The following is a 25773-nucleotide window of genomic DNA, read 5'->3' on the forward strand; positions in this document are numbered from 1 at the left end:
AACAGGTTTCCGGGAGCACCATTGCCACCGTTTCTAAGACTGCCTGCGGAGGTTTTGCGGCTGGGGAGCCGCGGTTAGGTTGAAAACCACGGGGGCCGGGCGCGTATTGCGCGACGCCGGCTTGGTGGGCCTCGGTGCAGGGCGACGAGACCCTGCGGGTGCCGGCCTCAGTGCTGCGGTGCAGAAAAGGGCTGGCGCTCCTGCCACCAAGCGACCACCTGCTCGACGGCCTCGTCGATCGTCAGCAGGGAGTTGTCCAGCACCAGGGCATCCTGCGCGGGCTTGAGTGGCGCGACGCTGCGGGAACTGTCCCGGGCATCGCGCGCCTCCAAGTCGGCGCGAAGGTCGTCTATGTTAGCCGAAATTCCCTTTGAAATCAATTGTTTATGGCGGCGTTCGGCGCGGCAGGCGGCGCTGGCCGTCAGATAGACCTTGAGCGGCGCCTCGGGAAAGATCACCGTGCCCATGTCGCGGCCGTCGGCGACCAGGCCCGGCAGGCGCTGGAAGCTGTGCTGCAGCTCCACCAGCGCCTCGCGCACCTGGGGCAGGGCGGACACGCGCGAGGCGTCCATTCCGGCCTCTTCGGTGCGGATGGCATCGGTCACGTCGGCTTCGCCCAGCCAGATGCGGCCGGCCTCGAAGCGCACGGGCAGCGCGCGGGCCAGGGCGGCGATGTGTGCTTCGTGCTCGGCATCGATCCGCAGGCCCGCCCGCGTGGCGGCCAGGGCGGTGATGCGGTACATCGCGCCCGAATCGAGGAAGCGGTAGCCCAGGCGTTCGGCCACGGCGGCGGCCACGGTGCCCTTGCCCGATGCCGTGGGGCCGTCGATGCAGATCACCGGAATGCGGGGGGTGGGCGTCTGGGCGACCGAGAACAGGGCCTCGAAATAATCCGGGAAGGTCTTGGCGACGCACTGCGGATCGAGGATGCGCACGGGCAGCCCCGCCGGGTTGAATGCCGCGAGCGAGAAGCACATCGCCACGCGGTGGTCGTCGTAGGTGTGGATGCTGGCGGCGCGCCAGTCGGCTGGTACGGCGAGCGGCGTCACGCGGATGAAGTCCGCGCCTTCTTCGACCGTGGCGCCCAGCTTGCGCAGCTCGGTGGCCATGGCGGCGATGCGGTCGGTTTCCTTCACGCGCCAGCTGGCGATGTTGCGCAGCGTGGTGGTGCCGTCGGCATAGAGCGCCATCACGGCCAGCGTCATGGCGGCGTCGGGGATGTGGTTGCAGTCCAGGTCGATGGCCTTGAGCGGCCAGGCGCCGCGGCGGATGCGCAGCCAGTTGGGGCCGCTTTCGACCTCTGCGCCCATGGCCTGGGCGGCTTCGACGAAGCGGATGTCGCCCTGGATCGAATCCCGGCCCACGCCCAGCACCTGCAGGCCTTCGGCGCCGTCAACGCCCGCCGCGAGCGCGCCCAGCGCGATGAAATAGCTGGCGGAGGAAGCATCCGCCTCGACGTGGATGCTGCCCGGCGAGCGGTACCTGCTACCGGCGGGGATGGTGAAGCGCTGCCACTGGTCGTGCCGCACGGCGATGCCGAAGCGTGCCAGCAGCTCCAGCGTGATGTGGATGTAAGGGCGCGAGATGAGCTCGCCCACCACGTCGACCACCACGTCCTGCGTGCGCGCCACCAGGGGTAGAGCCATGAGCAGCGCGGTCAGGAACTGGCTGGAGACGTCGCCGCGCACCTGGATGGGCTGGTCCAGCGCCAGGGCTGGCACGCCGTCCGCGTGGGCGATGCGCAGCGGCGGAAAGCCGTCGTTGCCGAGGTAGTCGATGAGGCAGCCGAGCTGGCGCAGCGCGGCGACCAGATCGCCGATGGGGCGCTCGTGCATGCGCGGCACGCCGGAGAGCTCGAATTCGCCGCCCAGCAGCGCCAGCGCCGCAGTCAGTGGGCGCATGGCGGTGCCGGCATTGCCCAAAAAGAGCTTTTGGGGCGACTGCGGCGCTCGCTCGCCCAGGCCGGTGATGCGCACCGTGCTGCCTGTCTGCTCCACGCCGCAGCCGATCTGGCGCAGGCCGTCCAGCATGACGCGGGTGTCGTCGGAGGCCAGCAGGTCGTGGACCTCGGTCGTGCCTTCGCTCAGTGCCGCCAGCAGCAGCACGCGGTTGGAAATGCTCTTGGAGCCGGGCAACTGCACGCTGCCGGCCGCCGTGGCGAGAGGAGGGAGATCAAGAAAGGCGGTGGTGTACATCAGGAGATGGTCTTGTGCGTACGCTGCGCGCCCATGCGCCAGTGGGCGCGGGTTTCGCTGGCCAGGGTGATGAGGTTTTCGATGGCCTGGCCGTCGCCTTGCTGCACGGCCTGCTCGAAGTCGGTCAGAGCCTGGCGGAAGTGGGCCGACTGAGCCAGCAGCTCGTCGCGGTTGGCCAGCAGGATGTCGCGCCACATCTTGGCGTCGCCTGCGGCTATGCGGGTGAAGTCGCGAAAGCCCGGGCCGGCGACCGAGAGGAAGGTCTCGCCTTCGGGCTGGGCCGTGATGCCGTTCATCATGGCGAAGGCCAGCATGTGGGGCAGGTGGCTGATGGCGGCGAAGGCGGTGTCGTGCGATTCGGGCGACATGCTCTGCACGCGGCAGCCCAGCGCGGTCCACACGCTCTCGGCCTTTTGCAGTTGAGCGGACAGAGTGCGCTCCGTCGGCGTCAGGATGACCTGCCGTCCGTGGTAGAGCTCCGCATCGGCAAATTCGACGCCCGAGACTTCGCGTCCCGTGACGGGGTGTGCCGGCACGAAGGAGCCGACCCGGTCGCGCAGCGCCTGGCGTGCCGCATGCACCACGTCGGTCTTGGTGGAGCCCACGTCCATCACCAGCATCTGCGGCGTGACCAGGTGCTTGATCGCCTTGAGCGTGTCTTCCGTCGCGGCCACGGGCACGGCCAGCAGAACGATGTCGGCGCCGGCGGCCGCCAGCAGGGCGGAGGGTGCCTCGACGTCGATTACTCCCAGCTGCCGGGCCCGGTCGGTGGTGGAGGGGGACTTGCTGTAGCCCACCACGCGCTTGACCAGCCCGGCCTTCTTGAGCGCCAGCGCGAAGGAGCCTCCCATCAGCCCGCAGCCGATGAGCCCGAGCTGCTCAAACATGGCCGCCTCGCGCTTGCGGGCGGCCTGCGACTGCGCTCCGGCTCATGGTGCCACCGGATACGAGCCCAGCACCTTGTAGAACGCGCAGAGGCTGCGCAGCTCTTCCAGCGCGCGGGCGACATGCGGCTGCGAGGGATGGCCGTCGAGGTCGATGTAGAAGTAGTACTCCCACTGGCCGGTGCGTGCCGGACGCGATTCGAAGCGCGTCATCGACACGCCGTGCTTCTTGAGCGGCACCAGCAGGTCGTGCACCGCGCCGGGCTGGTTGGGCACGGAGATGACGAGGCTGGTGCAGTCCTTGCCGCTGGCCGGCGGCGTGGGCAGCGTGTGCGGCAGGCAGATGACGGCGAAGCGGGTGCGGTTGTAGGCGTCGTCCTGGATGGCGTGCGAGACGATGTGCAGGCCGAACTGCGAGGCGGCGCGCTCGCTGGCAATGCCGGCCCACGCGGGGCTGGTGGCAGCCAGGCGCGCGCCCTCGGCATTGCTGGAGACCGGGCGGCGCTCGGCATGCGGCAGGTGCTTGGAGAGCCAGCTCTGGCACTGCGCCAGCGCCTGCGGATGGGCCAGCACGGCCTCGATGCCGTCGAGCGAGTTCGACTGGCGCAGCAGGTTGTGGCGCACCAGCAGGCTGACTTCGCCCACCACATGGCAAGGCGTGTGCAGAAAGAGGTCGAGCGAGCGCGTGACCACGCCCTCGACCGAGTTCTCCACGCCCACCACGCCGTACTGCGCGCTGCCGGCGGCCGTGGCGTGGAACACCTCGTCGAAGTTGGCGCAATACATCAGGTCGGCCGCGCCGCCGAAGAACTCGACGGCGGCCTGCTCGCAGAAGGTGCCCGCCGGGCCCAGCACGGCCACGCGCTGGGGTGCTTCGAGCGCGAGGCAGGCGGACATGATCTCGCGCCAGATGGCGGCCACGTGCGGGCCCTTGAGCGGGCCCGGGTTGGCGGTCTGGATCTTGTCGATGACCTGCGCCACGCGGTCGGGGCGGAAGAAAGGCGTGCCTTCGCGCTTCTTGACCTCGCCGACCTGCTCGGCCACCAGGGCGCGCTGGTTGAGCAGGGTGAGCAGTTGCTGGTCGATGTGGTCGATCTGCACGCGCAGGCTGGCGAGATCGTTGGAGGCTTGCGGGGTGGTGGACATCGGGTGTGGTGTGGGGCGGCGTGAGCGGGCGGATGGGGCGAGGCGCGGAGGCTTCAGGCGTGCTGCCGCTCGAATTCCTGCAGGTAGGCGATCAGTGCCTCGACGCCTTCCATCGGCATGGCGTTGTAGAGGCTGGCGCGCATGCCGCCCACGGACTTGTGGCCCTTGAGCTGCAGCAGGCCGCGCTGCTTGGCGCCGGCCAGGAAGGCGTCGTTGCGCGACTCGTCGCGCAGGAAGAAGGGAATGTTCATGCGAGAGCGCGCGTTCGCGGCCACCTTGTTCAGGTAGAGCTGCGACTGGTCGATGTAGCCGTAGAGCCGGTCGGCCTTGGCGATGTTGCGGCGCTCGATGGCGGCCACGCCGGTGGCATCACCCTCGCGCTGGCGCTTGAGCCACTGGAAGGTCAGGCCCGCGATGTAGATGCCCCAGGTCGGCGGGGTGTTGAACATCGACTGGTTGTCTGCCACGGTCTTGTAGTCGAAGGCGCTGGGGCAGGCGGGCAGGGCGTGGCCCAGCAGGTCTTCGCGGACGATGACCAGCGTGAGCCCGGCCGGGCCCAGGTTTTTCTGCGCGCCGCCGAAGGCCAGGCCCACGCGCGACCAGTCGACCGGGCGCGATGCGACGTGCGAGGAGAAGTCGATGACCAGCGGCGCGTCGCTGCCCAGCGCCTTCAGGTCGGGCAGCTCGTGGAATTCGACGCCGTGGATGGTCTCGTTGCTGCACAGGTGCAGGTAGCTCGCGCCGCGGCTCAGCTGCCAGGTGGCGGGGTCGGGCAGGGTGGTGAAGCCGCTGGCTTCGCCGGAGGCCGCCACATGCACTTCGGCCGCGTACTTGCGCGCTTCCTTCTGCGACTTCTGGCTCCAGCTGCCGGTCAGCACCACATCGACGGTGGCGGCGCGCGAGAGGTTCAGCGGCACGATGGCGTTCTCGGCCAGGCCGCCGCCCTGCATGAAGAGGATCTTGAATTCCGGCGGCACGGCGAGCAGCTCGCGCAGATCGGCCTCGGCCTGCTCGTAGATCGAGATGAATTCCTTGCCGCGGTGGCTCATCTCCATCACGCTCATGCCGCTGCCCTGCCAGTCGAGCATCTCCGCCGCAGCCTGCTGCAGCACTTCGACAGGAATGGCGGCCGGGCCGGCGGAGAAGTTGTAGGGGCGGTTCATGGTCGGTGCTTGCGGATGAAAACGGCTTGCAGCGCTTGATTTTCCGGCGCTTGCAGCTATCAATAAAGTAGCGGTCGTCCGGCAGCGACCCCTGGCGGGCGCTGCCGGTGCGGCTCTAGGCTCAGGCGTCTGCGGGCGGGGCGCCGGCGGGGTTGCCGCCTTCGGCATCGGCGTCTGCATCGGCTTCCGGCACGTTCGCGTCGTTCTCGACGATGCGCTGCAGGCCGCCGAGCTTGGCGCCTTCGTCCAGCGCGATCAGCGTCACGCCCTGCGTGGCGCGGCCCAGTTCGCGGATCTCGCTCACGCGGGTGCGCACCAGCACGCCCTTGTCGGTGATGAGCATGATCTCGTCATCGGCATGCACCAGCGTGGCGGCGACGACCTTGCCGTTGCGCTCGCTCTGCTGGATGGCGATCATCCCCTTGGTGCCACGCCCGTGGCGGGTGTATTCGACGATGCTGGTGCGTTTGCCGTAGCCGTTCTCGGTGGCGGTGAGCACGCTCTGCGTTTCGTCTTCGGCCACCAGCATGGCGATCACGCTCTGGCCTTCTTCCAGCGTCATGCCGCGCACGCCGCGTGCCGCGCGGCCCAGCGGGCGCACGTCGTTCTCGTCGAAGCGCACGGCCTTGCCGCCGTCGCTGAACAGCATCACGTCGTGCTTGCCGTCGGTGAGCGCCGCGCCGATGAGGTAGTCACCGTCATCCAGGTTCACGGCGATGATGCCGCCCTTGCGCGGGTTGCTGAACTCGTCCAGCGCCGTCTTCTTCACGGTGCCCATGCTGGTCGCCATGAACACGAAGCGGTCGGCGGGGAAGGTGCGCATGTCGCCCGTGAGCGGCAGCACCACGTTGATCTTCTCGCCTTCCTGCAGCGGGAACATGTTGACGATAGGCCGCCCGCGCGAGCCGCGCGAGCCCGCCGGCACTTCCCACACCTTCAGCCAGTAGAGGCGGCCGCGGTTGGAGAAGCACAGGATGTAGTCGTGCGTGTTGGCGATGAAGAGCTGGTCGATCCAGTCGTCTTCCTTGGTCGCCGTGGCCTGCTTGCCGCGTCCGCCGCGCTTCTGGGCGCGGTATTCCGACAGCGGCTGGCTCTTGATGTAGCCGGTGTGCGAGAGCGTCACCACCATGTCGGTGGGGGTGATCAGGTCTTCGGTGGAGAGGTCTTGCGCGCTGTACTCCACCACGCTGCGGCGGGCGCCCAGCTTGGACTGGCCGAACTCCTGCTTGATGTGGCCCAACTCCTCGCCGATGATGACCGAGACGCGCTCGGGCTTGGACAGGATGTCCAGCAGGTCTTCGATGACCGCCATGACGTCCTTGTATTCGGCGACGATCTTGTCCTGCTCCAGTCCGGTCAGGCGCTGCAGGCGCATCTGCAGGATTTCCTGGGCCTGGGTGTCGGACAGGTGGTAGAGCCCGTCCTGGCCCATGCCGTATTCGCGCTCCAAGCCCTCAGGGCGGTAGTCGTCCGCACTCACCACGCCGCCGTCTTCGCGGGTGCGGGTGAGCATCTCGCGCACCAGCTTGCTATCCCAGGCGCGGGCCATCAGCTCGGTCTTGGCGATGGGCGGCGTAGGCGATTCGCGGATGATGCGGATGAATTCGTCGATATTGGCCAGCGCCACGGCCAGGCCTTCCAGCACGTGGCCGCGGTCGCGCGCCTTGCGCAGCTCGAACACCGTGCGGCGTGTCACCACTTCGCGGCGGTGCTGCAGGAAGACGACGATCAGGTCCTTCAGGTTGCAAAGGCGCGGCTGGCCGTTGACCAGCGCCACCATGTTCATGCCGAACGTGTCCTGCAGCTGCGTCTGCTTGTACAGGTTGTTCAGCACTACTTCAGGCACTTCGCCGCGCTTGAGCTCGATCACCAGGCGCATGCCCGACTTGTCGGACTCGTCCTGAATATGGCTGATGCCTTCGATCTTCTTTTCGTGCACCAGCTCGGCCATGCGTTCCTGCAGCGTCTTCTTGTTGACCTGGTAGGGCAGCTCGTCGACGATGATGGCCTGGCGCTGACCGCGGTCGATGTCCTCGAAGTGGCAGCGCGCGCGCATGATGACCTTGCCGCGCCCCGTGCGGTACCCGTCCTTGACGCCATTGATGCCGTAGATGATCCCAGCGGTGGGGAAGTCCGGCGCCGGAATGATCTCCATCAATTCGTCGATGGTCGCCTCCGGGTTACGCAGCAGGTGCAGGCAGGCGTCCACCACTTCATTCAGGTTGTGCGGCGGAATGTTGGTGGCCATGCCCACCGCGATACCTGCCGATCCATTGACCAGCAGGTTGGGTAGCTTGCTGGGCAGCACCAGCGGCTCTTTTTCGCTGCCATCGTAGTTGGGGCCGAAATCGACGGTTTCCTTGTCGATGTCGCCCAGCATCTCGTGGGCGATCTTGGCAAGACGGATTTCGGTGTACCGCATGGCGGCCGCGTTGTCGCCATCGACCGAGCCGAAGTTGCCTTGCCCGTCCACCAGCATGTGGCGCAGAGAGAAGTCCTGTGCCATGCGGACGATGGTGTCATACACCGCGCTGTCGCCGTGCGGGTGGTACTTGCCGATCACGTCGCCCACGATACGGGCGGACTTCTTATAGGGTCGGTTCCAGTCGTTGTTCAGTTCGTGCATCGCGAACAGCACGCGGCGATGCACGGGCTTGAGGCCATCGCGCGCATCCGGCAGCGCGCGGCCGACGATCACGCTCATGGCGTAATCGAGGTAGCTGCGCCGCATTTCTTCTTCTAGGCTGATGGGCAGGGTCTCTTTGGCGAACTGGGTCATGGCGGCGGGGGTGGCGACAGTAAAGATTCATTTTAGTTCCAAGCGTCTGTCGCGGCTTCGCAACATATCCGCGCCATTGCGCTTCTGTCCTACGGCGCCCGCTCGGTCCAAGCCGCCTTTGGGTTGTTACGTATGGCACAATCAAATCAACGTTTTTAGTGATGGTCACTGACGACGTCCCTGATTCGCAGCGCGGCTGCGGCTTTTTCCCCAAGAGGAGAACCATGAAGAAACTGAACAAAGTGGCGATGTTGTTGGCCTCTGCCGTGATCGCGACCTCGGCTGGCGCTCAAGTGAAGGCAGCAGACGGCGGCAAGGTTGTCGACAACTGGCAAAACGGCAGCGGTGAACTGGTCTGGAAGAACGGCACCAACGAACTGTGCTGGCGCGATGCCAACTGGACCCCCGCCACGGCCGCTGCTGGCTGCGACGGCGCTCTGGTTGTTCAGGCGGCTGCTCCTGCTCCCGCTCCTGTCGTTGCCCCCGCACCCGCTCCGGCACCCGCTCCCGCTCCCGCAGTGGCTTCCAAGGTCACCTACGCAGCTGATGCGTTCTTCGACTTCGACAAGTCCGTGCTGAAGCCTGAAGGCAAGGCCAAGCTGGACGATCTGGTCTCCAAGGTCAAGGGCATCAACCTGGAAGTCATCATCGCCGTGGGTCACACCGACTCTATCGGTACCGATGCTTACAACCAGAAGCTGTCCGTGCGCCGCGCTGAAGCTGTGAAGGCTTACCTGGTGTCCAAGGGCATCGAAAAGAACCGCGTGTACACCGAAGGCAAGGGCGAAAAGCAGCCTATCGCCAGCAACAAGACCAAGGAAGGTCGCGCTAAGAACCGTCGCGTGGAAATCGAAGTGGTCGGCACCCGCGCCGCTGCCAAGTAATCGATATCCATTCGATATGGAAAAAAGCCCCGGTAACGGGGCTTTTTTTATGCCCGCGTTTTTCTGATGGGACAATCATTGTCATGAGTGAACATCTGAATGCAGACCCGGCCGAACTGGCCAAATTTTCCGAATTGGCACACCGCTGGTGGGATGCAGAGAGCGAATTCAAGCCGCTGCACCAGATCAATCCGCTGCGTCTAGACTGGATCGACCAGCTCTCTTCGTTGACGGGCAAGACCGTTTTGGACGTGGGCTGCGGCGGCGGCATTCTTTCCGATTCCATGGCACGCCGTGGCGCGGATGTGACGGGCATCGACCTGGCTAGCAAAGCGCTGCGCGTGGCGCAGTTGCATGCCCTCGAAGCTGAAACACCGCGGATACAGTATCGCGAAATCAGTGTGGAGTCTTTGGCGCAAGAGCGCCCCGCGTCGTTCGACATCGTGACCTGCATGGAAATGCTGGAGCATGTCCCGCAGCCCGAATCGGTGGTACGCGCGTGCGCGCAACTCGTCAAGCCGGGTGGATGGGTGTTCTTCTCGACCATCAACCGCAATGCCAAGGCGTTCATGTTGGCCATCGTTGGTGCGGAATATGTACTGAAGATGCTGCCTCGGGGCACGCACGAATACGCAAAGTTCTTGAAGCCTCGCGAACTGGCGCTGGCCTGCAGGCAGTCCGGGCTGGACGTCTCGCAGACGCGAGGCCTGGAGCACAACCCGCTGACGGGGCGCTATTGGCTGAGTGATGACACCAGTGTGAACTATCTTTTCGCCACGCGGCGTTCGGCGCAATGAGCACGCCCGCGTTCCGAGGGGTGCGTGCCGTGCTGTTCGATCTGGACGGCACCTTGGTGGATAGTGCGCCCGATTTGGGTGCCGCGGCTGACAAACTGCGCGTGGAGCGTGGTTTGCCTTCGCTGCCGCTGGAGCAATACCGCCCGCTCGCCGGGGCAGGCGCGCGGGGCATGCTCTCCGTGGCGTTCGGCATCACCCCCGAGCACCCGGATTTCATGGCGTTGCGCGATGCGTTTTTCGCCAACTATGAAGCCTGCATCCTGGAGCGAACGGACGTTTTCCCGGGCATCGCGGAGATGATCGCGCAGATTGAAGAGCGTGGCTTGCCCTGGGGCATCGTCACCAACAAGGCCACGCGGTTCACGCAGCCGCTGGTCCAGGCCATGCCGCTTCTGCGGGGTGCCGGCGCCGTGGTGAGTGGTGACACCACTCCCCATTCCAAGCCGCACCCGGAGCCGCTTCTGGAGGCTGCCCGCCGGATCGGCGTGGAGCCCGGCAGCTGCATCTATGTGGGCGACGACGAGCGGGACATCGTAGCCGGCGAGGCGGCCGGCATGAAGACCGTGGCGGCCGTCTATGGCTATTTGGGGGTGAAGACGCCTTCGGCCTGGGGTGCGGCCGCGATGATTAATTCTCCGGTTGAGCTCTTGAAATTGCTGGGGACGGACTAAAATACGAACTCTGGGGCTGCCCTGGTTTCGACGTGGGTTCGGAATCGGTGTGGTGCATGTCGAGCTTGATTGGCGCTCGTAAATCTGCATTCAACAAACTAACTGCAAACGACGAACGTTTCGCACTCGCCGCTTAATACCGGTGAGCCTTGCAACAGCACGCTGATGGGCTGGGCAAAGGGGGTTGCAAGACCTCCCGGCTGCAAGGTAATTCACATCAGCTGGCTTCAAACCGGGTGCCTTGGTTTGGAGCAAGATCCAAGGGCACTGGCCTTTGTCATAGCGTGCGGCTGCGCGATGACCGAGGTGAGATCCAAATCAGACCGCTAAACATGTAGATCTGCCCGAAGAAGGCTTGCGGACGCGGGTTCAATTCCCGCCAGCTCCACCATACACAAGGGCTCGGATCATTTCCGGGCCCTTTTTCTTGCCTGAAATCCCCGCGCCACGCGGGGTTCCGGCCGCCTGTGCTGCGGGTGGCCTTTTGCCAAAACGCCCCAAATCGGCCACTTTCTCGGCCCGAGCCGTCTCTGTTCTCCGTTTGGCCTGCGGGTAGGCGCAGATGCAGGTCTAGCGAAATCAACAACTTACGCGCGGCGGTTCATCGTCAACCAAGACCACCAGTCACCAGTACAACTAGACGGTGTGCGTCACTTGTACTAACATTGCGGCAGTTGATCTAACAAAAGAGGTGCTGCCATGACTGCCGTTGCATCGTCGCCTTCCGCCCGTTCTGCCCGACTTGGGCTGCGCGCTACCCCCGAACAGGAGGTGGTGCTGCGCCGTGCCGCCGAGGTGGCCCACAAGTCGTTGACCGACTTCATCCTCGACAGCGCGTGCCTGGCCGCCGAGCAGACCCTGCTGGACCAACGATTGTTCATGGTCTCGGGCAGCCAGTATCGGGCCCTGATGGATCTTCTGGATCGCCCCGAACAGGCCAATGAGGGTTTGCGTGATCTGTTTGCCCGCAAGGCGCCCTGGGATACGAAGTGACGTTGCGCGCACCGGAGCCTCTGGCCGCGCAGCATCGGCTGGAGGGTTTTGATTGCGGCAAGCCCGCGCTGAATGACTGGCTGTTGCGTCACGCTCGCCAGGCGCAGGGCAGTGGATCGGCCAAGACCTTTGTCGTGGCTGAAGACGATGGCCGCGTGGCGGGCTACTTCGGCCTGACCGTGGGCCAGGTCGACACGCTGGAGGCGCCGGAGCGCATTCGCAAAGGGATGGGGCAATACCCGTTGCCGGTGGTGATTCTGGCGAGGCTCGCTGTCTCGGTGGTGGACCAGGGGCGAGGCATCGGCTTTGGCCTGCTGCAGGATGCGATTCGTCGCACGATGCTGATTGCCGAGCAGGCCGGCATCCGTGCCATGCTGACCCACCCCATCGATGAAGAAGCGGCGAGGTTCTACACCCGGTTTGGGTTCATCGCGTCACCGCTGCGCGAACAGCAATTGTTGCTGCTCTTGAAGGACGCCCGTCGCTGGGTCCGCTGAACCATGACCATCGAATCACTGCCCACTTTTACCAAGCTGGCCCGCCAGCGCTGGGAGTCCATCCCTGCCGACATTCGCCAGCGGCTGCTGTCCAACGTCTGGTGCGGCCAGTGCCGTCACGAAACCACGATCACCAATTTCAGCGGCACCATCAAGGGTGGCGACTTGCTGCTGGTGGGCAAGTGCGCCGAATGCCGCAGTGATGTGGCACGGGTCATCGAGGGCTCGTAACTCGGTCAGGCGTCGAACCCCGCCACCACCTCCCGCTGCGCCACCCAGTCGGTCGGCAGCGGATTACGCTGGAACCACAGCAGGCTCATGCACCGGGGCTGCTGCCCGGCCAGAATGCTCTGGATGATGGCCGGCTCCAGCAGGGTTAGGCGGAGCAGTTCGTTGACAGTCGAGTGGTGCAGGCCTTCGCGCTGGGCGATCTCGCTGCCACTGCCGACCACGCCGTCGTCGAGCAATTGCTGCCAGTAGAAGGCCCGCGTCAGCGCCACCAAGAAGGGCTGGTCGATCTGGCTGGCGACCTTGCCCGGCGACTCGACCGCCCCATCTGGCCGCACCACCACCTTGCTGGCGCCGCGCTTCCTGATCTTCAGCGGGATGAAGGTGGACAGCTTGACCTGGCCGCCATCCCGGCGCTCGCGGGCGATTGCTGCCCCCAACGGCTGCACTTTCGGCTTCATGCCTCCACCTCCTGCTGTTCCCATTCCTGCAATTCCGCGCCGATGGTGCCGGGCATCAGTTCCCCGGCCAGTTCCTGCCAGCCCTGATCGCGCCAGATGATTTCCAGCCCGCCGTCGGTAATCACCACGCGCTCGATCAGCAACTGCGCCAGTCGACACTGTTCAACGGGGAACAGCTGTTGCCACAGGCCCGCCAGGTTTCGCATCGGAAGCACGACCTCAGGCTCCGACAGGTCTGGGCGGGCTGTCCGAATCCGATCCCACACCGACTGCACGATGTGCGGCGCTGACAGCGCCGCTACGATCTGCTGGGTCACCAATTCCTCAATGGGCGCCGCCGGTAGTGGCCCGTGCTGGCTGGCCCACGCGCCAAAGCGCCGGTGCTTGATCGGCGTGTAGTAGCGGTAGGTCTTGCCCTTCTTGACGGTATAGCTGGGCACCAGACGTTCACCGTCTGGCGTGAAAAGCAGGCTGCGCAATAAAACCGGCTCACGCTGGCGGTCGTTGGTCTCGCGCCGCCGTTCAATGCCATCAGTGGCGATCAGTGTGTGCACGGCATCCCACTGCGCTTGCGTCACGATGGCCTGATGCTGGCCGGGGAAGGACTGCCCCTTGTGGACGATCTCGCCCAGGTACATCCGGTTGTGCAGCATCTTGTAGATGGTCTGCTTGGTGAAGGGCTTGCCGCCCTTGGTGACCACGCTTTCTGCGCCGTAGGTCTTGGCCATCAGGGTGGCCGAGCGCACGGTCACGAAGTCATCAAAGATGCGGCAGACCAGCTTGGCCTCCGTTTCATTCACGACCAGCAGCCGATCCCGAACGTCGTAGCCCAGCGGCAGCGGTCCACCCATCCACATTCCCTTGGCCTTGCTGGCGGCGATCTTGTCGCGGATGCGTTCCCCGGTCACTTCCCGTTCGAATTGCGCGAAGGACAGCAGCACGTTGAGCATCAACCGGCCCATCGAGGTGGCCGAGTTGATCTGCTGCGTGACTGCGCTGAAGCTGACCCGGTGGCGGTCAAACACATCGACCATCCGCGCGAAATCGGCCAACGAGCGCGACAAGCGGTCGATCTTGTAGACCACCACGATGTCGACCTTGCCCATCTTTATGTCTGCCATCAGTCGGCGCAGGGCGGGTCGATCCATATTGCCGCCAGAGAAGCCGCCATCGTCGTAATCATCGGCCACGGCGATCCAGCCCTCGTGGCTCTGGCTCTTGATGAAGGCTTGTCCGGCTTCCTTCTGGGCATCGATGGAATTGAAGGACTGGTCCAGCCGTTCGTCGCTGGACACGCGGCAGTACACCGCGCAGCGTTTTGGGGGCACAAGCAGGGGTGTGTTCATTGACCATCCCCCTTGCCATCGCGCAGACCAAAGAACTTCGGCCCGTTCCAGCGCGTGCCGGTGATGTGGCGGGCCACCGCCGACAGGCTCTTGAACACCTGGCCATCTAGGGCATACAGACCATCGGGCGTGACCGTCACGCGGTACTCGCGTTCATCCCATTCCCGGATCAGCGTGGTGCCGGGCATCAGGAGGGTCTGCGCGCTGCGCCCGGCGGCCGACTTGATCTTGGAATGCTTGGCACCGGCCTCAACCAGCATCTTGCGGATGTTGGTGGGCAGTGCGCCGTAGGTCAGCTCCTGGATGCGGTAGGCCAGACGCGATTCGACGTAATTGCGATTGCGATGGCTGGGCCGCCGGGGAAAGTGCTGATCCCACAGCGCCCAGAGGTCAGGCATTGGCAGGGAGGGCAGCGCCGCCAACTGTGCCGAGATGGTGTGTTGCTGTTCGGCGGCCATCCTCAGTCCTCCCATATCGCGGTGCCACCGAGCGTGATCCACAGGCGGGCATCGTCAGCGGTTGCCATTTCGCGGGGGGCCACGCCACTGGCGCGGTGGGTGCCGGATTTGCCGGTGAACCAGTAGGCTTGGCCATCGTGCTGTATGCGGTAGGGCCCGAGGTGATCGAAATCGGCCTCGATGGTCATCACGCCGCGCGGGCGCTGGTTGGTGTCGGTAACCTGTACGCGCAGGGTTTGGTGGGTGCTCATTGCTTTCTCCGAGAGGGGTTTGCGGACCTCCATGAACGCGCTGTGACGACCAGAAGCCAAGTCAAACCGCGCTCTGATCAACGTCATCGACCTGCCCTGTCGCTACATCGAAACGCTCGCCCAGCAGGGTCTGCGTACGCCCGGTGCGCTTGTCCTTGACACCCAGGATGTAGACCTCGCCGTTCCAGACCCCGCAGGCCACGTTGGTGTCTTCAGCGTTGGCGGGAAGCAACCAGCCGGTGATGCCCTCGGGCAGTTGCAGCAGATCCTCCGGCGCGTGGATCGGCCAGCGCATCGACTCCTGGTGTCGGTCGGCAAACTGCAGAATCTCTGGCGGTGTGCCGGGGAAGTTGTCTTGGCTGAGGATCGGAATCCAGGCCAACAGCTGCCCGCTGGCAAGCCAGCCGTGCACGCGCTGCGCGACCTCTGGGTCGTAGTGGGCCAGTGGCTGGCCGGGGATGGTGTCGTTGTTGTTGATCGTGGTGGTCATTTCATTTCCTTGAAGGCTGGTAACCCGGCGCATCGCCGGGCGGTAACCGGGGTGGTAACTGGTAACCCCGTTTCGGGGTCTGTCGGTAGCGGGGCAGCGCGCTCGCGCCCCCCGTATTGCTTTATGGCGAGGAAGGACCCAATTCGCCTGTGGACCGGTTGCGTGACGATCAGGGCGCTGGCATTTCTGCCGCCAGTGCATCGCTGGCTGCTTCGATCAGATCGCGTGGAATCTCAACCGGGAAGCGACTTTCGTCGTGGTGGTAGTTGATCTGGCGCCGGGCCGCCGAGGCGCGAGCCAGTGCGTTCATGACCGGCATCAACTGTTCGTGCAGCTCGATTTCGGCCATTGCCGCACGGCAGTGGATGAAGTGGTCCCTCGCCTTGCGCACGGCATCGGGCAGGCCAGCCAGTTGACCTTGAATCGCATCACGCTGGCGCTCAAGCTCGGCCTGCGACGCGCGGGTGATGCGCAACTCCACCTCCAGCTTGGTCAGGTTTTCAGGCACCACGAATTCCGCTTCGGTGTCCAGCAGCGCCCGAGATGCCGACTTCGTCTCGACAGCAATGCGCGCTTCGAGGTCCGCCAGCCGCTTGGCGATCTTGGTCAGTTGGCCATCGACCGTCTGCACCTCAGCGGTGAGCGCCTTGCGTTGTGCCATCAGATCGTCAAGCTGCTTGCGGGCCAGTGCAAAGCGCTCGGGCGTGGCCAGGACCTGCTGCAGCGGACGCAGTTGGCTCTCCAGGTTGGACACCTTCGACTTGAGCCTTTCCATCCGCTGATTGGCCTCGCACAGGATGGGCCAGTGGGCTTTGGCTGCCGGTGGCGTGTTCATCGACAGAGAGCCAGCGGCATCACGTAGCCGGGTTTGCTTCTCGCGTGCCGCAGCGTGCTCGGCTTCCGCCTCTGCCAATTCGACCTTGAGGGGCGCGAGTTCCAGGTTGAGCGCGTCGTGCTCAGCCTTGACTTTGTCGAGGTAGAGGTTGGACTTCTTGCTAAACGGGTTCAGTTTCATGGTGATGGTCTCCGGGTTTGATCAGGGATGGACGGGGTAGTGGGTATCGCCGGGCCGCGCGACGGTGCTGACCCACAGGCCGGGGCCCACCTGCTTCTTGATGCCGACCGGCGCGCCGGGGCGGCGGGGCGGGCTGGTGGCCTGCCAACCCCGGTGGGAGTTGGTTTGCCCGGTCATCGCCGCAATCGCGGCAGCCAGCGGGGACAGCTGCGTTTCGGCAGAGGTGGATGGGCTGGTGGCCTGCGGCGTGATGCCGAGAACCTTGGCCCAGATGGGATGCAAGTTGGAATTACTCACGGTGAGCTCCATATCGAGTGCCACCCTCGATGCCGGGTGGCGTGGCAGGATTGGTTTGGGAACGGGTCTGGGCAATGCGCCAGCGCGCGCCCTCACGGCTGTGGCCGAGGTGGGTGATGTCGATGCCCTTGGCGCGGTAGGCCGGGGCGATGCGGCGCAGCTGGTCCGACAAGCCCTTGGGTGAGCGCGGCCAACTGCTGCGGTCGGGGATGCTGTGGGTGTTCAGCAGGTCGTAGAGCTGGCCGGCGGTGCCCTGCCAGTTCAAGGGAAGCACACGGTCCGCGAGGTACTTGTCCAGTGCCTGCGCGACGGCGTTGCTTTCCAAGGCACGGTCGATGCCCGCACGCACGAGCTCGGCGTACTGCTGCTGGAACTCACCCGGGGCAAAGCCCAGGGCGCGTGCCACTGCCTCGCCCAGCCGCTCAAAATCGGCCATACGCTGCTTCTGGGTGAGCCTGACCGTCGGCAGGATGGCCAGCGCTGCAGAGAACAGATCGAGCAGCCCGGCAAACACCTTGGGCTGATCACGCTCCCAGCCCGCGTGCGTGTCGGCATCGTCGCGCCGGGCATCGGTGGGGATGGTGGGCAGATCGACGTGGATCACCCGGTCGATCAGGTCCGGGCGCGTGGCGACCACGGCGATGCCGTTGAGCACCACTGGCCGCTTGGTTTCCATCACGTGTTCTTCGCCGTTGGTGTAAAGCTGGCGCGAGGCAAAGCCGCCGCCGGTGGCCAGCGTGCAAAAGGCATCCTGCTGCTCGGGCGTGAGGCCGGAGAGGTTCTCGTAACTGACCAGCCAGTTGTTGGCGGCGGCGACAAACACGTCCTCCACCGTCTTGGGCCGCCCGCGCAGCATCACCTTGTTGGGATCGACCAGACTGCGCAACACCGATTGCGTGGTGGACTTGGCCGAGCCTTGTTCCCCCACCAGTTCCAGCACCGGGAATGGGGTGTCCGGACGGAAGCAGTCCAGAAGCCACGCCAGCACCATCACCCGGCTGTGTGCCGGGATGTTGGTGTGCTGCCAGAGCAACCCGACATCGCCATGGGTCATCCTTGTCGGCACAGGCATCGGCAACGGGCGCATGGAGGGCGTGCGGGTGAAGTACACCGGCGATTCGTTCACCACGCGCCAGCCCTGGGGGGTGACGTGGATGGCCTGCCACTGCTCATCGGCCAGATCGATCAGGTAGCCATCTTCACAGCGGGCCGCGCGGACGTGGACTTCGATCTCATCACCGTCGTTGATGCCTGCGGCGGCGAGTGTGGCCAGGGCCGATTTCATCGTGGTCTCCGGCACGCCCATTTCCTTGGCACGCCAGTACGCCGCCCGCAGCCATTCCTCGAAGCCTGACGAATACACCCGCCACACTTCGCGCCGACTGGGCATCGGGATCACGGCGACCGCATTGCGGTCCGCGTCGTGGTGCAACTGGCACTGCGCCCGGGCCAAGGCGACCAGTTCATCGAGCGCGCTGCTGTCGTCATCGCTGCCGGGCAGTTCGTCGCGCACCAGCTTATCGAGCACCGTCACCGAGCAATCGCGATTGGCCTTCTTGGCGGCGTGGCGCAGGCGCAGGTAGCCGGGCAGGTCCGTGGCCTTGAGGATCGAGAAAGAGCGCACCACGTCTTCCTCGGCCAGCACGCCCACGTCATCGACCAGACGGACCAGTGCCGCCTCGATCACACCAACGGGATCGGTGTCAGGTGTCGGTGCCGGAGTTGCCGCAGCATCCATCTCGACCGTGTGATGGTCGTGATGGTGGTGACGGTCGTTCTCTACTACTCCGTCCGCGGAAGGTATGGACGCGCTCATCGTCACCGCCCGAATCAGCGTGAGCGTTCGATGAGATGGCGAATGTCTTCAGCGCGCCAGACTGTGGTCTTGCTGCCGAGTTTGATACCTTGAGGGAATTTGCCTTCCCGGATGCCTGCCCACCAGGCTGAACGGCTGATGGGGATCAGGGACAGAATCTGCGGCAACCGAACGAAGCCGGTTTCGGGCAGTGCAGGACGGGGTTGGTACATGGCGAGCATCCGTGGTCGTTTGGGGATGCTCTGTATTGAATGCCACAAGAATCGGCATTCATAGACACGGTGCGCGCACGATGATCACGCTGTGCGCAGCGTGAAGGTTCGCAGTGAAATTATTCGGGCGGCGAGTCCTTTGGAATGCCCGCGATCCAATTCTTGATCGTGCCCGGTGCCTTGCAGACCTGCGCGCCGATGATGCGATAAGCCTCTTCCTTGGTGCGGTAGGTATTCGATGCGAACAGTTCCAGGGCTTTTTGCTTGGCGGCTCGGTTGCTGGCGTGTCGAGCATCGGCCGCCCGTCTTACGGCTTGGCTTTGCGCCTTGCGGACTTCGTCGGCGGCAATGGGCTCTGGCGTGAGCCCCGCCTTCCACGCCTCTTCGATGATCTGTTCCGTTGATGGTGATTCCGGCAACAGATCGGCCAGCACCAAGGATTCCAGCGACTCCATCAACGCTTCAACCGCCAGCCTGATGATGACCCCGGGTGGGGTATCTGCCGTAGCCTCAATCACCACGCCCAACTTGTAGAGCGCCAAGAGCCGGAGGTAATCCCGGTCCGTTGCAAGTGCTGACCTCAGGCGCGGCCATTCGGCTTGATTGGTGACCTCGATGAACCAGTCCAGGTCGCGCTGCTCGCGTCGGTTGACCAGCTCGCCGCCGTGCTTGATTTGCGCCAATGTCACGGTATCGGTGATGGCGGCATCCATGCTGGCCAACATCTGCGCCAACTGCTCTGCGCTGAAGCGCTGCAAATCTTCTCGGGCGCAGGCAGCAATCCGCACCGCGTTCGGCAACTCCAGAAGTTGTTCGAGCGGTGTGGTCAGGGCCAGGGTGAGCAGATGTGGATTCATTGCCCATCAGTCTACCGAGGGTGGTCCAGCACCGTCCACGTTCATCCATGCCGGTTTGCCATCGCACCGCTAGGCGCCCTGCGTGATGATTGTCGTGCCGAGGGCACATCTGTGCTTTCGCCGGTGTAAACAATAAGCGGCGACCGTCACGACCATCACCACTGTCACGCCGGGCCAGTGCCTGTGATGGTTGTGACGATGGTGATGGTCACCGCCTATTTTTATGGCCGAGGAACACATACATACCCCAGGCAAAAGGGGTCCTTCCTGGCGATATTCCAATACAGGGGGCGCAAGCGCAGCATTTCGCTACCGTCCGACCAGAAAACAAGGTTTGCAGGGTTTGCGGTTCGCACCCGGCGGTGCAGGACGGCGAGCCGAATGCCCGGTCAGCGCGGGCCTGTGCGTGAGGGCGGGGGATTGGGAAATGTGCGAACCTCGGTGCGTACCGGGTTTGCAGGTTTGCACCCGACCGCACGAAAACGGCCAGGGACGAAAACTCAATGCTGGCGCGGGGTTGCGGCTGATTTGCCGCCTGAATTGCAGAAATCGGCCCACGAGCGAACCAGATTCGGTGACCGTGGAAGGGTCAGTACTGGCGGGGGCTTGCGACCCTTGATGGTCAAAAACCGGGCAAAACGGTGAGGGTGTGCAGAAGCGCGATGAACACCGTCTGACGCATCGGACACATCTCTACGTAACTCTCTATACGCGTGCGCGTGTGCGCGCCTCACGGGAAGTTGCGACAACCTGTGTCCGATGCGTCAGAAGCGCCGGGGTATGGGCAAGGGCCTCCAGAAACTGGACACCCTTGGCGACCTATCAGACCACCCTGTAAACCCGTTCGCCGCTGTCGTTGTGAGCCAGCACCACGTTCAGGCCCAGCTTCTTGCGCAGCAACCCGGAAATCGCCCCGCGCACCGTGTGCGGCTGCCAGGCGGTGGCCAGCATCAGTTGCAGGCTGGTTGCACCCTGCGCGCGGCGCAGCGCCATCACCAGTGCGGCGAGCTTGGTGCCGGGGCGGACCGGGATGCCCTCCAGAAGTTGGAGGTCACCGGTGGCTTCCACAGACTGGACGTCATCCGGCCGAACCGGCCTTTCCTGGCCGATGGCCGCGTAGCCCGCGTCGGTCATCACGTGGCCGTCGTCGGCAGGCTCAATCCAGCCACGCTGCAGCAGTGCAGTCAGCACCTTGGACCGCGCGCCGCCCCGCAGGGAGTCGTGCGGGATCACGCGCCCATCGGCACGGCGGGCGGCGTTGCGCAGGAGCAGGCTTTGGGCCGGGGAGAGTTTGGGCAGCATTTCCATCGCGGACTCCCTCACTTGGGCTGGCCGTCGAAGATCGCCAGCAGGTCGTCCAGCGCCTGATCCACCCGTCCGAGGTCACCAACGTGGCCCCAGTGAATGGCCTCTGGGTCGTGGCCGAAGTGGTCGTCGGCCAGTTGCCCCAGCCGGATCAGTTTGTTGTGGATGGCGGCGGCGCGGGCGAGATAGCTGTCAATGGCGGTGGTCTTGGTGTTCATCGCGGGGCTCCTTGGTTGATGGATGACGCCACCATTCACGCGCTGAACGATCAGGAAGCCAAGCCTTTGTTCATCAAGATCTGGCTGCAGTTGTGCCACATTGATAAGATGGGGGTCTTATGCCATGCCGATCAGGACATCCGATATGAAGCGCTGCGTTGTCGGTATTCGTCGTCCTGGTGAATCGCAGGGGGCAGTTGCTCAAAAAGATGTCCCGACTGTCTGGTTTCCGTCGATGGCCACCATGGCTGCGGTGCTGTCGGAGGATAACCAATCCCTGCTGCGCCTCATCCGTGACAAGCGCCCCAAGTCGTTGACCGAGTTGGCGGAGCTCACCGGGCGCCAGGTACCGAATCTGTCGCGCACGTTGCGGATGATGGAAAGCTATGGCTTGGTGGCACTGAAGAAGAACGTACGCGAAATCGAGCCGATGGCGCTGGCGACCAGTTTCAAGATTCTGATTGATTGAGGGGCGAATATGAAGGGGGAGGCAATGCGAGATGGCGTGATCACCGAAGCAGACACCTGCCGCGAATTCGTCACGCCCCGATTGGTCGAGGCTGGCTGGGGCACTGCTCCACACGCCATTGGCGAGCAGCGCACTTTTACCAACGGTCGCATCATCGTGGCCGGGGGCAAGGTGCGGCGCGGCAAACAGAAGCGGGCCGACTACTTGCTGTACCACCGGCGTGACTATCCCCTGGCTGTGGTGGAGGCCAAGGAGATTGGTCTCCCCGCTGAAACCGGTGTGCAGCAGGCTCGCGAGTACGCTGAGATTCTCGGTCTCAAGTTCGCGTACGCGACCAATGGCCACCGCATCATCGAGATCGACTACACCACCGGCACCGAGCGCGAGGTGGATCGCTATGCCACGCCTGATGAACTGTTTACCCGCCTTTCAGCCGCCACCCATCTGCCCCAAGACGCCGCTGCGCATGTGCTGGAGCCGTTCAACCTGATCTCTGGCAAGGTGCCGCGCTATTACCAGCAGATCGCCATCAATCGGGTGATCGAAGCGATCTTGCTCGGGCAGAAACGCATCCTGGCCACCCTGGCCACTGGCACCGGCAAGACCTGCGTCGCTTTCCAGATCTGCTGGAAGTTGTGGAACAGCCGCTGGAACCGGACTGGGGAGTACCGCCGCCCCAAGATCCTGTTTCTGGCTGATCGCAACATCCTGGTGGACGACCCGATGGCCAAGATGTTCGCACCCTTTGGCGACGCTCGGCACAAGATCGCTGGCGGCGACACCAGCCAAAGCCGGGATATGTATTTCGGCATCTACCAGGCGCTGACCACCGCCAGCGCCGATGTGTTCCGGCAGTACCGTCCCGACTTTTTCGACCTCATCATCATCGATGAATGTCATCGGGGCTCCAGCCGTGACGAAAGTGCCTGGCGCGCGGTGCTCGACTATTTCGAGCCCGCAGTCCAGTTCGGCATGACGGCCACGCCGCTGCGCGAAGAGTCTCGCGACAGCTACGAATACTTCGGCAACCCGGTCTAGACCTACAGCCTGCGCCAAGGCATCGAAGACGGTTTCCTGGCCCCCTACCGCGTACACCGCGTCATCACCACGGTCGATGCCGCAGGCTGGCGGCCGAGCAAGGATGAGTTGGACCGTTATGGCCGCGAAGTGCCTGACGACGAGTACCAGACCAAGGATTTCGAGCGAGTCGTGGCCCTTCGTTCCCGCACAAGGGCGATGGCGAGGCATCTGACCGACCTGCTCAAAGGTACCGACCGCTTTGCCAAGACCCTGATTTTCTGCGTCGATCAGGAACACGCGGCCGAAATGCGCCAAGAGTTGCTCAACCTGAACAGCGACCTCGTCAAGCAGTATCCCGATTACGTTTGCCGTGTGACAGCCGATGAAGGCGCTATCGGCCTCACCCATCTGTCGCACTTCCAAGACGTGGACAAGCCCACGCCCGTCATCCTGACCACATCTCAATTGCTGACCACCGGCGTTGATGCCGAGATGGTCAAAAACGTGGTGCTGGCGCGCGTCGTGGGCTCCCGCTCCGAGTTCAAGCAGATCGTCGGTCGCGGCACGCGACTCAAGGTCGATTACGGCAAGGAATACTTCAACATCATCGACTTCACCGGTACAGCCACCAGCCACTTTGCCGATCCGGACTTCGATGGCGATCCAGCGCGGATCGAAGAGGTGACCATTGATGAAGCCGGCGAACAGGTGGGCATCACTGAGGCTGAGGCTGAAGCGCCGCAGGAAGATGTGCCAGTGGAGTACGAGCTTCCCGACGAGCAGATCGGTCCAGACACCGGCATCATCATCACCGAGCCACCTGTCGAGCCCCGAAAGTTCTACATTGACGGCGGCGAAGTCGAAGTCATCGGCCACTTGGTCTATGACCTCGATACCGATGGCAAGAAGCTGCAGGTCGTCAAGTACACGGACTATTCTGGCCGTGCCGTGCGCACGCTTTATCCCACGCGCGAGGCACTGCAATCGGCCTGGGCCAACCCCGATACCCGGGCGGAAGTGCTGCGCGAGCTGACCGAGCGCGGCATCAGCTTCGCGGAGCTGGCCAGCAGCAGTGAGCAGCCTGACGCAGATCCGTTCGACCTGCTGTGCCATTTGGCCTGGAATGCGCCACTGCTGACCCGCCGCCAGCGTGCTGAAGCCGCCAAGCGCCAGACACAAGACCTGTTCGCCCAACACGGTGACACAGCCCGCGAAATCCTCACGCTGCTGCTCGACCGCTACATCGAGCGCGGCATCCTGCAATTCAATGCGCTGTCCGAGCTGATGAAGGTCCAGCCCTTCGACCGCTACGGCAGTCCTTCCGAGATCGCCACCCGTCACTTCGGTGGTGTGCGCGGCATGAAGGACGCTGTATCACGGCTGCAGACCGCGCTATACCAATAATCAGAACCACATCCAATGGCCAAATCTACCACCACCGGCGAGACAAAGACCCGCGCGCCACGCAAAGCCAAGGCACCGCTCACCACCCGTGAAAATCTGTCTGCCCTAATCGGCAGCGCTCGAAAGATCCTGCGCAAGGACAAGGGCCTCAATGGCGACGTGGATCGTCTGCCCTTGCTCACCTGGGTAATGTTTCTCAAGTTCCTCGACGACCTTGAAGCGGTCCATGAGGAGGAAGCCGAGCTCGATGGTAAGCGTTACCAGCCCATCATCGAAGCCCCTTACCGGTGGCGCGACTGGGCTGCCCGTGATGACGGCATCACCGGTGACGAACTGCTGGCGTTCATCAGCCAGGAAGCAGCCATCCGAGTCGATGGCACGGTCGGCAAGGGCCTGTTTGCCTACTTGCGTGGCCTGGCTGGCGACGGAGAAAAAGGCAGCCAGCGCGAAGTCATTGCCAACGTGTTCAAGGGCGTGCAGAACCGCATGGTCAGCGGGTACCTGCTGCGCGACATCATCAACAAGATCAACGGCATCCACTTCAGCGCCAGCGAAGAAATCCATACCCTCTCGCACCTGTACGAGTCGATGCTGCGCGAAATGCGCGATGCCGCTGGCGATTCCGGTGAGTTCTATACCCCGCGCCCTGTGGTGCGCTTCATGGTGCAGGTTACCGACCCGCGCCTGGGTGAGACGGTGCTCGACCCGGCCTGTGGCACCGGCGGCTTTCTGGTCGAGGCGTATGACCACATCGCGCCGCAGGTCAGCACACCCGACCAACGCCGGGTGCTGCAGCAGAACACCCTGTTCGGTCAGGAGGCCAAGCCGCTGCCCTACATGCTGGTGCAGATGAATCTGTTGCTGCACGGCCTGGAAGCCCCGCAGATTGCCTATGGCAACACGCTCGAGCGCCGGGTCAATGAGATCGGCCACAGCGAGCGGGTGGACGTCATCCTCACCAACCCGCCCTTCGGCGGCGAAGAGGAGGCCGGCATCAAGGCCAACTTCCCGCCCAACATGCAAACGGCAGAAACCGCGCTGCTTTTCCTGCAGTACATCATGCGCAAGCTGCGCGTGGCAGGTGCGCCCGTGCCGGGTGGCAAGCCGGCTGATCGCGGTGGCCGTGCCGCTGTGGTCGTGCCCAATGGCACCCTGTTTGGCGATGGCATCAGCGCCGTCATCAAGGAGCAAATGCTCAAGGAGTTCAAGCTCCACACCATCGTGCGTCTGCCGCAAGGCGTGTTCGCGCCTTACACCGACATCCCGGCCAACCTGCTGTTCTTTGAACGCGGCGGCCCCACCAACACCATCTGGTACTACGAACTGCCGTTGCCCGCAGGGCGCAAGAAGTACAGCAAGACGGCGCCTATGCAGTTTGAGGAATTCGCTCCCGCCCTAGCATGGTGGAACGCCCGCGAAGAAGGCCCGCAGGCCTGGAAGGTGGATTTCGCGGCCAAACGTGCCGCTGCTGTTGAAGCCGCCACGCCGCACTGGCAACGGGCGGAAAGCGAACGCAATGCCGCCATCGCGCTGGGCAAGCCCATTCGTGAGTTGGAACAGGCCGTTCAGGCTGCTGCCAATGGCCAGAGGGTCGAGTTGCAAGACCGCCTGAAGTCGCTCAAGAGCGAGCAACAGGCCCACGAACAGGCTGCCAAGTCCGCACAGACCGAAGGCGATGCGCTGTACTGGCCCATTTACAACTTAGACTTAAAGAACCCGAATGCCAAGGCCGGGCTGGAACATGCCGATCCAAAAGTCCTGATTGCCGCGATGCGCAGCCACGAGGCCGAGGTATTGCGCTTGCTGGGCGAGATCGAAGCCTTGGTTGGCGTTGAGGGCAGCGAATGAGGGCGTGGCCTAAGATCGCTCTGAGCGAGTTGCTGCGGCGCTCCGACGAGACTGCGGGAATCGAACCGG

25 protein-coding genes, 1 other RNA gene and 1 pseudogene are annotated in these 25773 nt (G+C 64.1%); 10 read left to right on the forward strand and 17 right to left on the reverse strand.

The features are described 5' to 3' along the window. Positions 1 to 167 precede the first annotated feature (167 nt). The 5 genes from AC3A84_RS02145 to gyrA all read right to left on the reverse strand — a co-directional run bounded on the left by AC3A84_RS02145 (position 168) and on the right by gyrA (position 8167). Positions 168 to 2195, reverse strand: coding sequence for a bifunctional 3-phosphoshikimate 1-carboxyvinyltransferase/cytidylate kinase (locus AC3A84_RS02145; RefSeq protein WP_487968080.1), 2028 nt, complete (start codon positions 2193 to 2195; stop codon positions 168 to 170). Continuing rightward, positions 2195 to 3082 (reverse strand): prephenate dehydrogenase, encoded by an 888-nt coding sequence (locus AC3A84_RS02150; RefSeq protein WP_487968081.1) that lies wholly within the window; start codon positions 3080 to 3082, stop codon positions 2195 to 2197. The genes AC3A84_RS02145 and AC3A84_RS02150 overlap by 1 nt, the downstream gene beginning before the upstream one ends. 42 nt (positions 3083 to 3124) lie before the next feature. Further along, positions 3125 to 4225 carry a prephenate dehydratase gene (gene pheA / locus AC3A84_RS02155; protein WP_487968082.1) on the reverse strand — a complete coding sequence of 367 codons (1101 nt, stop codon included), beginning with the start codon at positions 4223 to 4225 and terminating at the stop codon, positions 3125 to 3127. Positions 4226 to 4278: 53 nt separating this feature from the next. After that, positions 4279 to 5388, reverse strand: a complete 1110-nt coding sequence (gene serC / locus AC3A84_RS02160; protein ID WP_288508718.1) for a 3-phosphoserine/phosphohydroxythreonine transaminase — start codon at positions 5386 to 5388, stop codon at positions 4279 to 4281. Between the two features lie 121 nt (positions 5389 to 5509). Continuing rightward, positions 5510 to 8167 (reverse strand): DNA gyrase subunit A, encoded by a 2658-nt coding sequence (gene gyrA / locus AC3A84_RS02165; protein ID WP_487968083.1) that lies wholly within the window; start codon positions 8165 to 8167, stop codon positions 5510 to 5512. 224 nt (positions 8168 to 8391) lie between these two features. Between gyrA and ompA the strand changes: the two genes are divergently transcribed. The 7 genes from ompA (at position 8392) to AC3A84_RS02200 (ending at position 12240) form a co-directional block, all read left to right on the forward strand. Further along, a complete protein-coding gene (gene ompA, locus AC3A84_RS02170; protein ID WP_487968084.1) occupies positions 8392 to 9051 on the forward strand; it encodes an outer membrane protein OmpA in 660 nt (219 codons plus the stop codon). A gap of 83 nt (positions 9052 to 9134) precedes the next feature. Next, positions 9135 to 9848, forward strand: coding sequence for a bifunctional 2-polyprenyl-6-hydroxyphenol methylase/3-demethylubiquinol 3-O-methyltransferase UbiG (gene ubiG, locus AC3A84_RS02175; protein ID WP_487968085.1), 714 nt, complete (start codon positions 9135 to 9137; stop codon positions 9846 to 9848). Beyond that, entirely contained in the window at positions 9845 to 10519 is a 675-nt protein-coding gene (gene gph / locus AC3A84_RS02180; protein WP_487968086.1) for a phosphoglycolate phosphatase, read from the forward strand. The genes ubiG and gph overlap by 4 nt, the downstream gene beginning before the upstream one ends. A gap of 12 nt (positions 10520 to 10531) precedes the next feature. Then, positions 10532 to 10910, forward strand: a transfer-messenger RNA (tmRNA) gene (gene ssrA / locus AC3A84_RS02185). Positions 10911 to 11218: 308 nt separating this feature from the next. Continuing rightward, positions 11219 to 11512 carry a type II toxin-antitoxin system TacA family antitoxin gene (locus AC3A84_RS02190; protein WP_487968087.1) on the forward strand — a complete coding sequence of 98 codons (294 nt, stop codon included), beginning with the start codon at positions 11219 to 11221 and terminating at the stop codon, positions 11510 to 11512. Beyond that, complete coding sequence (locus AC3A84_RS02195; protein WP_487968088.1) at positions 11509 to 12009, forward strand: GNAT family N-acetyltransferase; 501 nt, start codon at positions 11509 to 11511, stop codon at positions 12007 to 12009. Before AC3A84_RS02190 ends, AC3A84_RS02195 begins: the two co-directional genes overlap by 4 nt. A gap of 3 nt (positions 12010 to 12012) precedes the next feature. Further along, entirely contained in the window at positions 12013 to 12240 is a 228-nt protein-coding gene (locus AC3A84_RS02200; RefSeq protein WP_487968089.1) for a hypothetical protein, read from the forward strand. Between the two features lie 5 nt (positions 12241 to 12245). Here AC3A84_RS02200 and AC3A84_RS02205 read toward each other — a convergent pair whose 3' ends face one another. The 12 genes from AC3A84_RS02205 to AC3A84_RS02260 all read right to left on the reverse strand — a co-directional run bounded on the left by AC3A84_RS02205 (position 12246) and on the right by AC3A84_RS02260 (position 20963). Then, entirely contained in the window at positions 12246 to 12698 is a 453-nt protein-coding gene (locus AC3A84_RS02205) for a hypothetical protein (protein WP_487968090.1), read from the reverse strand. Beyond that, positions 12695 to 14044, reverse strand: a complete 1350-nt coding sequence (locus tag AC3A84_RS02210; RefSeq protein WP_487968091.1) for a recombinase family protein — start codon at positions 14042 to 14044, stop codon at positions 12695 to 12697. The genes AC3A84_RS02205 and AC3A84_RS02210 overlap by 4 nt, the downstream gene beginning before the upstream one ends. Next, on the reverse strand, positions 14041 to 14502 hold the full coding sequence (locus tag AC3A84_RS02215) for a DUF2924 domain-containing protein (protein ID WP_487968092.1): 462 nt from the start codon (positions 14500 to 14502) through the stop codon (positions 14041 to 14043). The genes AC3A84_RS02210 and AC3A84_RS02215 overlap by 4 nt, the downstream gene beginning before the upstream one ends. A gap of 2 nt (positions 14503 to 14504) precedes the next feature. Further along, positions 14505 to 14753 carry a hypothetical protein gene (locus tag AC3A84_RS02220; protein ID WP_487968093.1) on the reverse strand — a complete coding sequence of 83 codons (249 nt, stop codon included), beginning with the start codon at positions 14751 to 14753 and terminating at the stop codon, positions 14505 to 14507. Positions 14754 to 14814: 61 nt separating this feature from the next. Next, positions 14815 to 15243 (reverse strand): hypothetical protein, encoded by a 429-nt coding sequence (locus AC3A84_RS02225; RefSeq protein WP_487968094.1) that lies wholly within the window; start codon positions 15241 to 15243, stop codon positions 14815 to 14817. A 169-nt stretch (positions 15244 to 15412) separates the two neighbouring features. Beyond that, a complete protein-coding gene (locus AC3A84_RS02230; RefSeq protein ID WP_487968095.1) occupies positions 15413 to 16258 on the reverse strand; it encodes a hypothetical protein in 846 nt (281 codons plus the stop codon). Positions 16259 to 16279: 21 nt separating this feature from the next. Beyond that, on the reverse strand, positions 16280 to 16555 hold the full coding sequence (locus tag AC3A84_RS02235) for a hypothetical protein (protein ID WP_487968096.1): 276 nt from the start codon (positions 16553 to 16555) through the stop codon (positions 16280 to 16282). After that, on the reverse strand, positions 16548 to 18371 hold the full coding sequence (locus AC3A84_RS02240) for a hypothetical protein (RefSeq protein ID WP_487968097.1): 1824 nt from the start codon (positions 18369 to 18371) through the stop codon (positions 16548 to 16550). The genes AC3A84_RS02235 and AC3A84_RS02240 overlap by 8 nt, the downstream gene beginning before the upstream one ends. 14 nt (positions 18372 to 18385) lie before the next feature. Further along, the gene (locus AC3A84_RS02245; RefSeq protein WP_410747804.1) at positions 18386 to 18583 is read right to left on the reverse strand and encodes a helix-turn-helix transcriptional regulator; all 198 of its coding nucleotides are present in this window, start codon (positions 18581 to 18583) and stop codon (positions 18386 to 18388) included. Between the two features lie 119 nt (positions 18584 to 18702). Continuing rightward, positions 18703 to 19440 (reverse strand): hypothetical protein, encoded by a 738-nt coding sequence (locus AC3A84_RS02250; protein WP_487968098.1) that lies wholly within the window; start codon positions 19438 to 19440, stop codon positions 18703 to 18705. Between the two features lie 822 nt (positions 19441 to 20262). Next, positions 20263 to 20748: a DUF3489 domain-containing protein gene (locus AC3A84_RS02255; protein ID WP_487968099.1), complete on the reverse strand. Its 486-nt coding sequence runs from the start codon at positions 20746 to 20748 to the stop codon at positions 20263 to 20265. Positions 20749 to 20759: 11 nt separating this feature from the next. Continuing rightward, complete coding sequence (locus tag AC3A84_RS02260; RefSeq protein ID WP_487968100.1) at positions 20760 to 20963, reverse strand: hypothetical protein; 204 nt, start codon at positions 20961 to 20963, stop codon at positions 20760 to 20762. A 145-nt stretch (positions 20964 to 21108) separates the two neighbouring features. On the opposite strand from AC3A84_RS02260, the gene AC3A84_RS02265 reads away from it, so the two are divergent. The 3 genes and pseudogenes from AC3A84_RS02265 to AC3A84_RS02275 all read left to right on the forward strand — a co-directional run bounded on the left by AC3A84_RS02265 (position 21109) and on the right by AC3A84_RS02275 (position 25704). Next, the gene (locus AC3A84_RS02265) at positions 21109 to 21432 is read left to right on the forward strand and encodes an HVO_A0114 family putative DNA-binding protein (RefSeq protein ID WP_487968101.1); all 324 of its coding nucleotides are present in this window, start codon (positions 21109 to 21111) and stop codon (positions 21430 to 21432) included. 9 nt (positions 21433 to 21441) lie between these two features. Beyond that, positions 21442 to 23856, forward strand: a pseudogene (hsdR, locus tag AC3A84_RS02270) (EcoAI/FtnUII family type I restriction enzme subunit R). Between the two features lie 15 nt (positions 23857 to 23871). Beyond that, positions 23872 to 25704 (forward strand): class I SAM-dependent DNA methyltransferase, encoded by a 1833-nt coding sequence (locus tag AC3A84_RS02275; RefSeq protein WP_487968102.1) that lies wholly within the window; start codon positions 23872 to 23874, stop codon positions 25702 to 25704. Positions 25705 to 25773: the final 69 nt, after the last annotated feature.

This window comes from Paracidovorax sp., from assembly GCF_057642795.1.

Bases quoted from the DNA above. Each gene is read 5' to 3' on its own strand.
- AC3A84_RS02145 (WP_487968080.1), bottom strand. From the start codon at position 2,195: ATGTACACCACCGCCTTTCTTGATCTCCCTCCTCTCGCCACGGCGGCC.
- AC3A84_RS02150 (WP_487968081.1), bottom strand. From the start codon at position 3,082: ATGTTTGAGCAGCTCGGGCTCATCGGCTGCGGGCTGATGGGAGGCTCC.
- pheA (WP_487968082.1), bottom strand. From the start codon at position 4,225: ATGTCCACCACCCCGCAAGCCTCCAACGATCTCGCCAGCCTGCGCGTG.
- serC (WP_288508718.1), bottom strand. From the start codon at position 5,388: ATGAACCGCCCCTACAACTTCTCCGCCGGCCCGGCCGCCATTCCTGTC.
- gyrA (WP_487968083.1), bottom strand. From the start codon at position 8,167: ATGACCCAGTTCGCCAAAGAGACCCTGCCCATCAGCCTAGAAGAAGAA.
- ompA (WP_487968084.1), top strand. From the start codon at position 8,392: ATGAAGAAACTGAACAAAGTGGCGATGTTGTTGGCCTCTGCCGTGATC.
- ubiG (WP_487968085.1), top strand. From the start codon at position 9,135: ATGAGTGAACATCTGAATGCAGACCCGGCCGAACTGGCCAAATTTTCC.
- gph (WP_487968086.1), top strand. From the start codon at position 9,845: ATGAGCACGCCCGCGTTCCGAGGGGTGCGTGCCGTGCTGTTCGATCTG.
- AC3A84_RS02190 (WP_487968087.1), top strand. From the start codon at position 11,219: ATGACTGCCGTTGCATCGTCGCCTTCCGCCCGTTCTGCCCGACTTGGG.
- AC3A84_RS02200 (WP_487968089.1), top strand. From the start codon at position 12,013: ATGACCATCGAATCACTGCCCACTTTTACCAAGCTGGCCCGCCAGCGC.
- AC3A84_RS02205 (WP_487968090.1), bottom strand. From the start codon at position 12,698: ATGAAGCCGAAAGTGCAGCCGTTGGGGGCAGCAATCGCCCGCGAGCGC.
- AC3A84_RS02210 (WP_487968091.1), bottom strand. From the start codon at position 14,044: ATGAACACACCCCTGCTTGTGCCCCCAAAACGCTGCGCGGTGTACTGC.
- AC3A84_RS02215 (WP_487968092.1), bottom strand. From the start codon at position 14,502: ATGGCCGCCGAACAGCAACACACCATCTCGGCACAGTTGGCGGCGCTG.
- AC3A84_RS02220 (WP_487968093.1), bottom strand. From the start codon at position 14,753: ATGAGCACCCACCAAACCCTGCGCGTACAGGTTACCGACACCAACCAG.
- AC3A84_RS02225 (WP_487968094.1), bottom strand. From the start codon at position 15,243: ATGACCACCACGATCAACAACAACGACACCATCCCCGGCCAGCCACTG.
- AC3A84_RS02230 (WP_487968095.1), bottom strand. From the start codon at position 16,258: ATGAAACTGAACCCGTTTAGCAAGAAGTCCAACCTCTACCTCGACAAA.
- AC3A84_RS02240 (WP_487968097.1), bottom strand. From the start codon at position 18,371: ATGAGCGCGTCCATACCTTCCGCGGACGGAGTAGTAGAGAACGACCGT.
- AC3A84_RS02245 (WP_410747804.1), bottom strand. From the start codon at position 18,583: ATGTACCAACCCCGTCCTGCACTGCCCGAAACCGGCTTCGTTCGGTTG.
- AC3A84_RS02250 (WP_487968098.1), bottom strand. From the start codon at position 19,440: ATGAATCCACATCTGCTCACCCTGGCCCTGACCACACCGCTCGAACAA.
- AC3A84_RS02255 (WP_487968099.1), bottom strand. From the start codon at position 20,748: ATGGAAATGCTGCCCAAACTCTCCCCGGCCCAAAGCCTGCTCCTGCGC.
- AC3A84_RS02260 (WP_487968100.1), bottom strand. From the start codon at position 20,963: ATGAACACCAAGACCACCGCCATTGACAGCTATCTCGCCCGCGCCGCC.
- AC3A84_RS02265 (WP_487968101.1), top strand. From the start codon at position 21,109: ATGAAGCGCTGCGTTGTCGGTATTCGTCGTCCTGGTGAATCGCAGGGG.
- AC3A84_RS02275 (WP_487968102.1), top strand. From the start codon at position 23,872: ATGGCCAAATCTACCACCACCGGCGAGACAAAGACCCGCGCGCCACGC.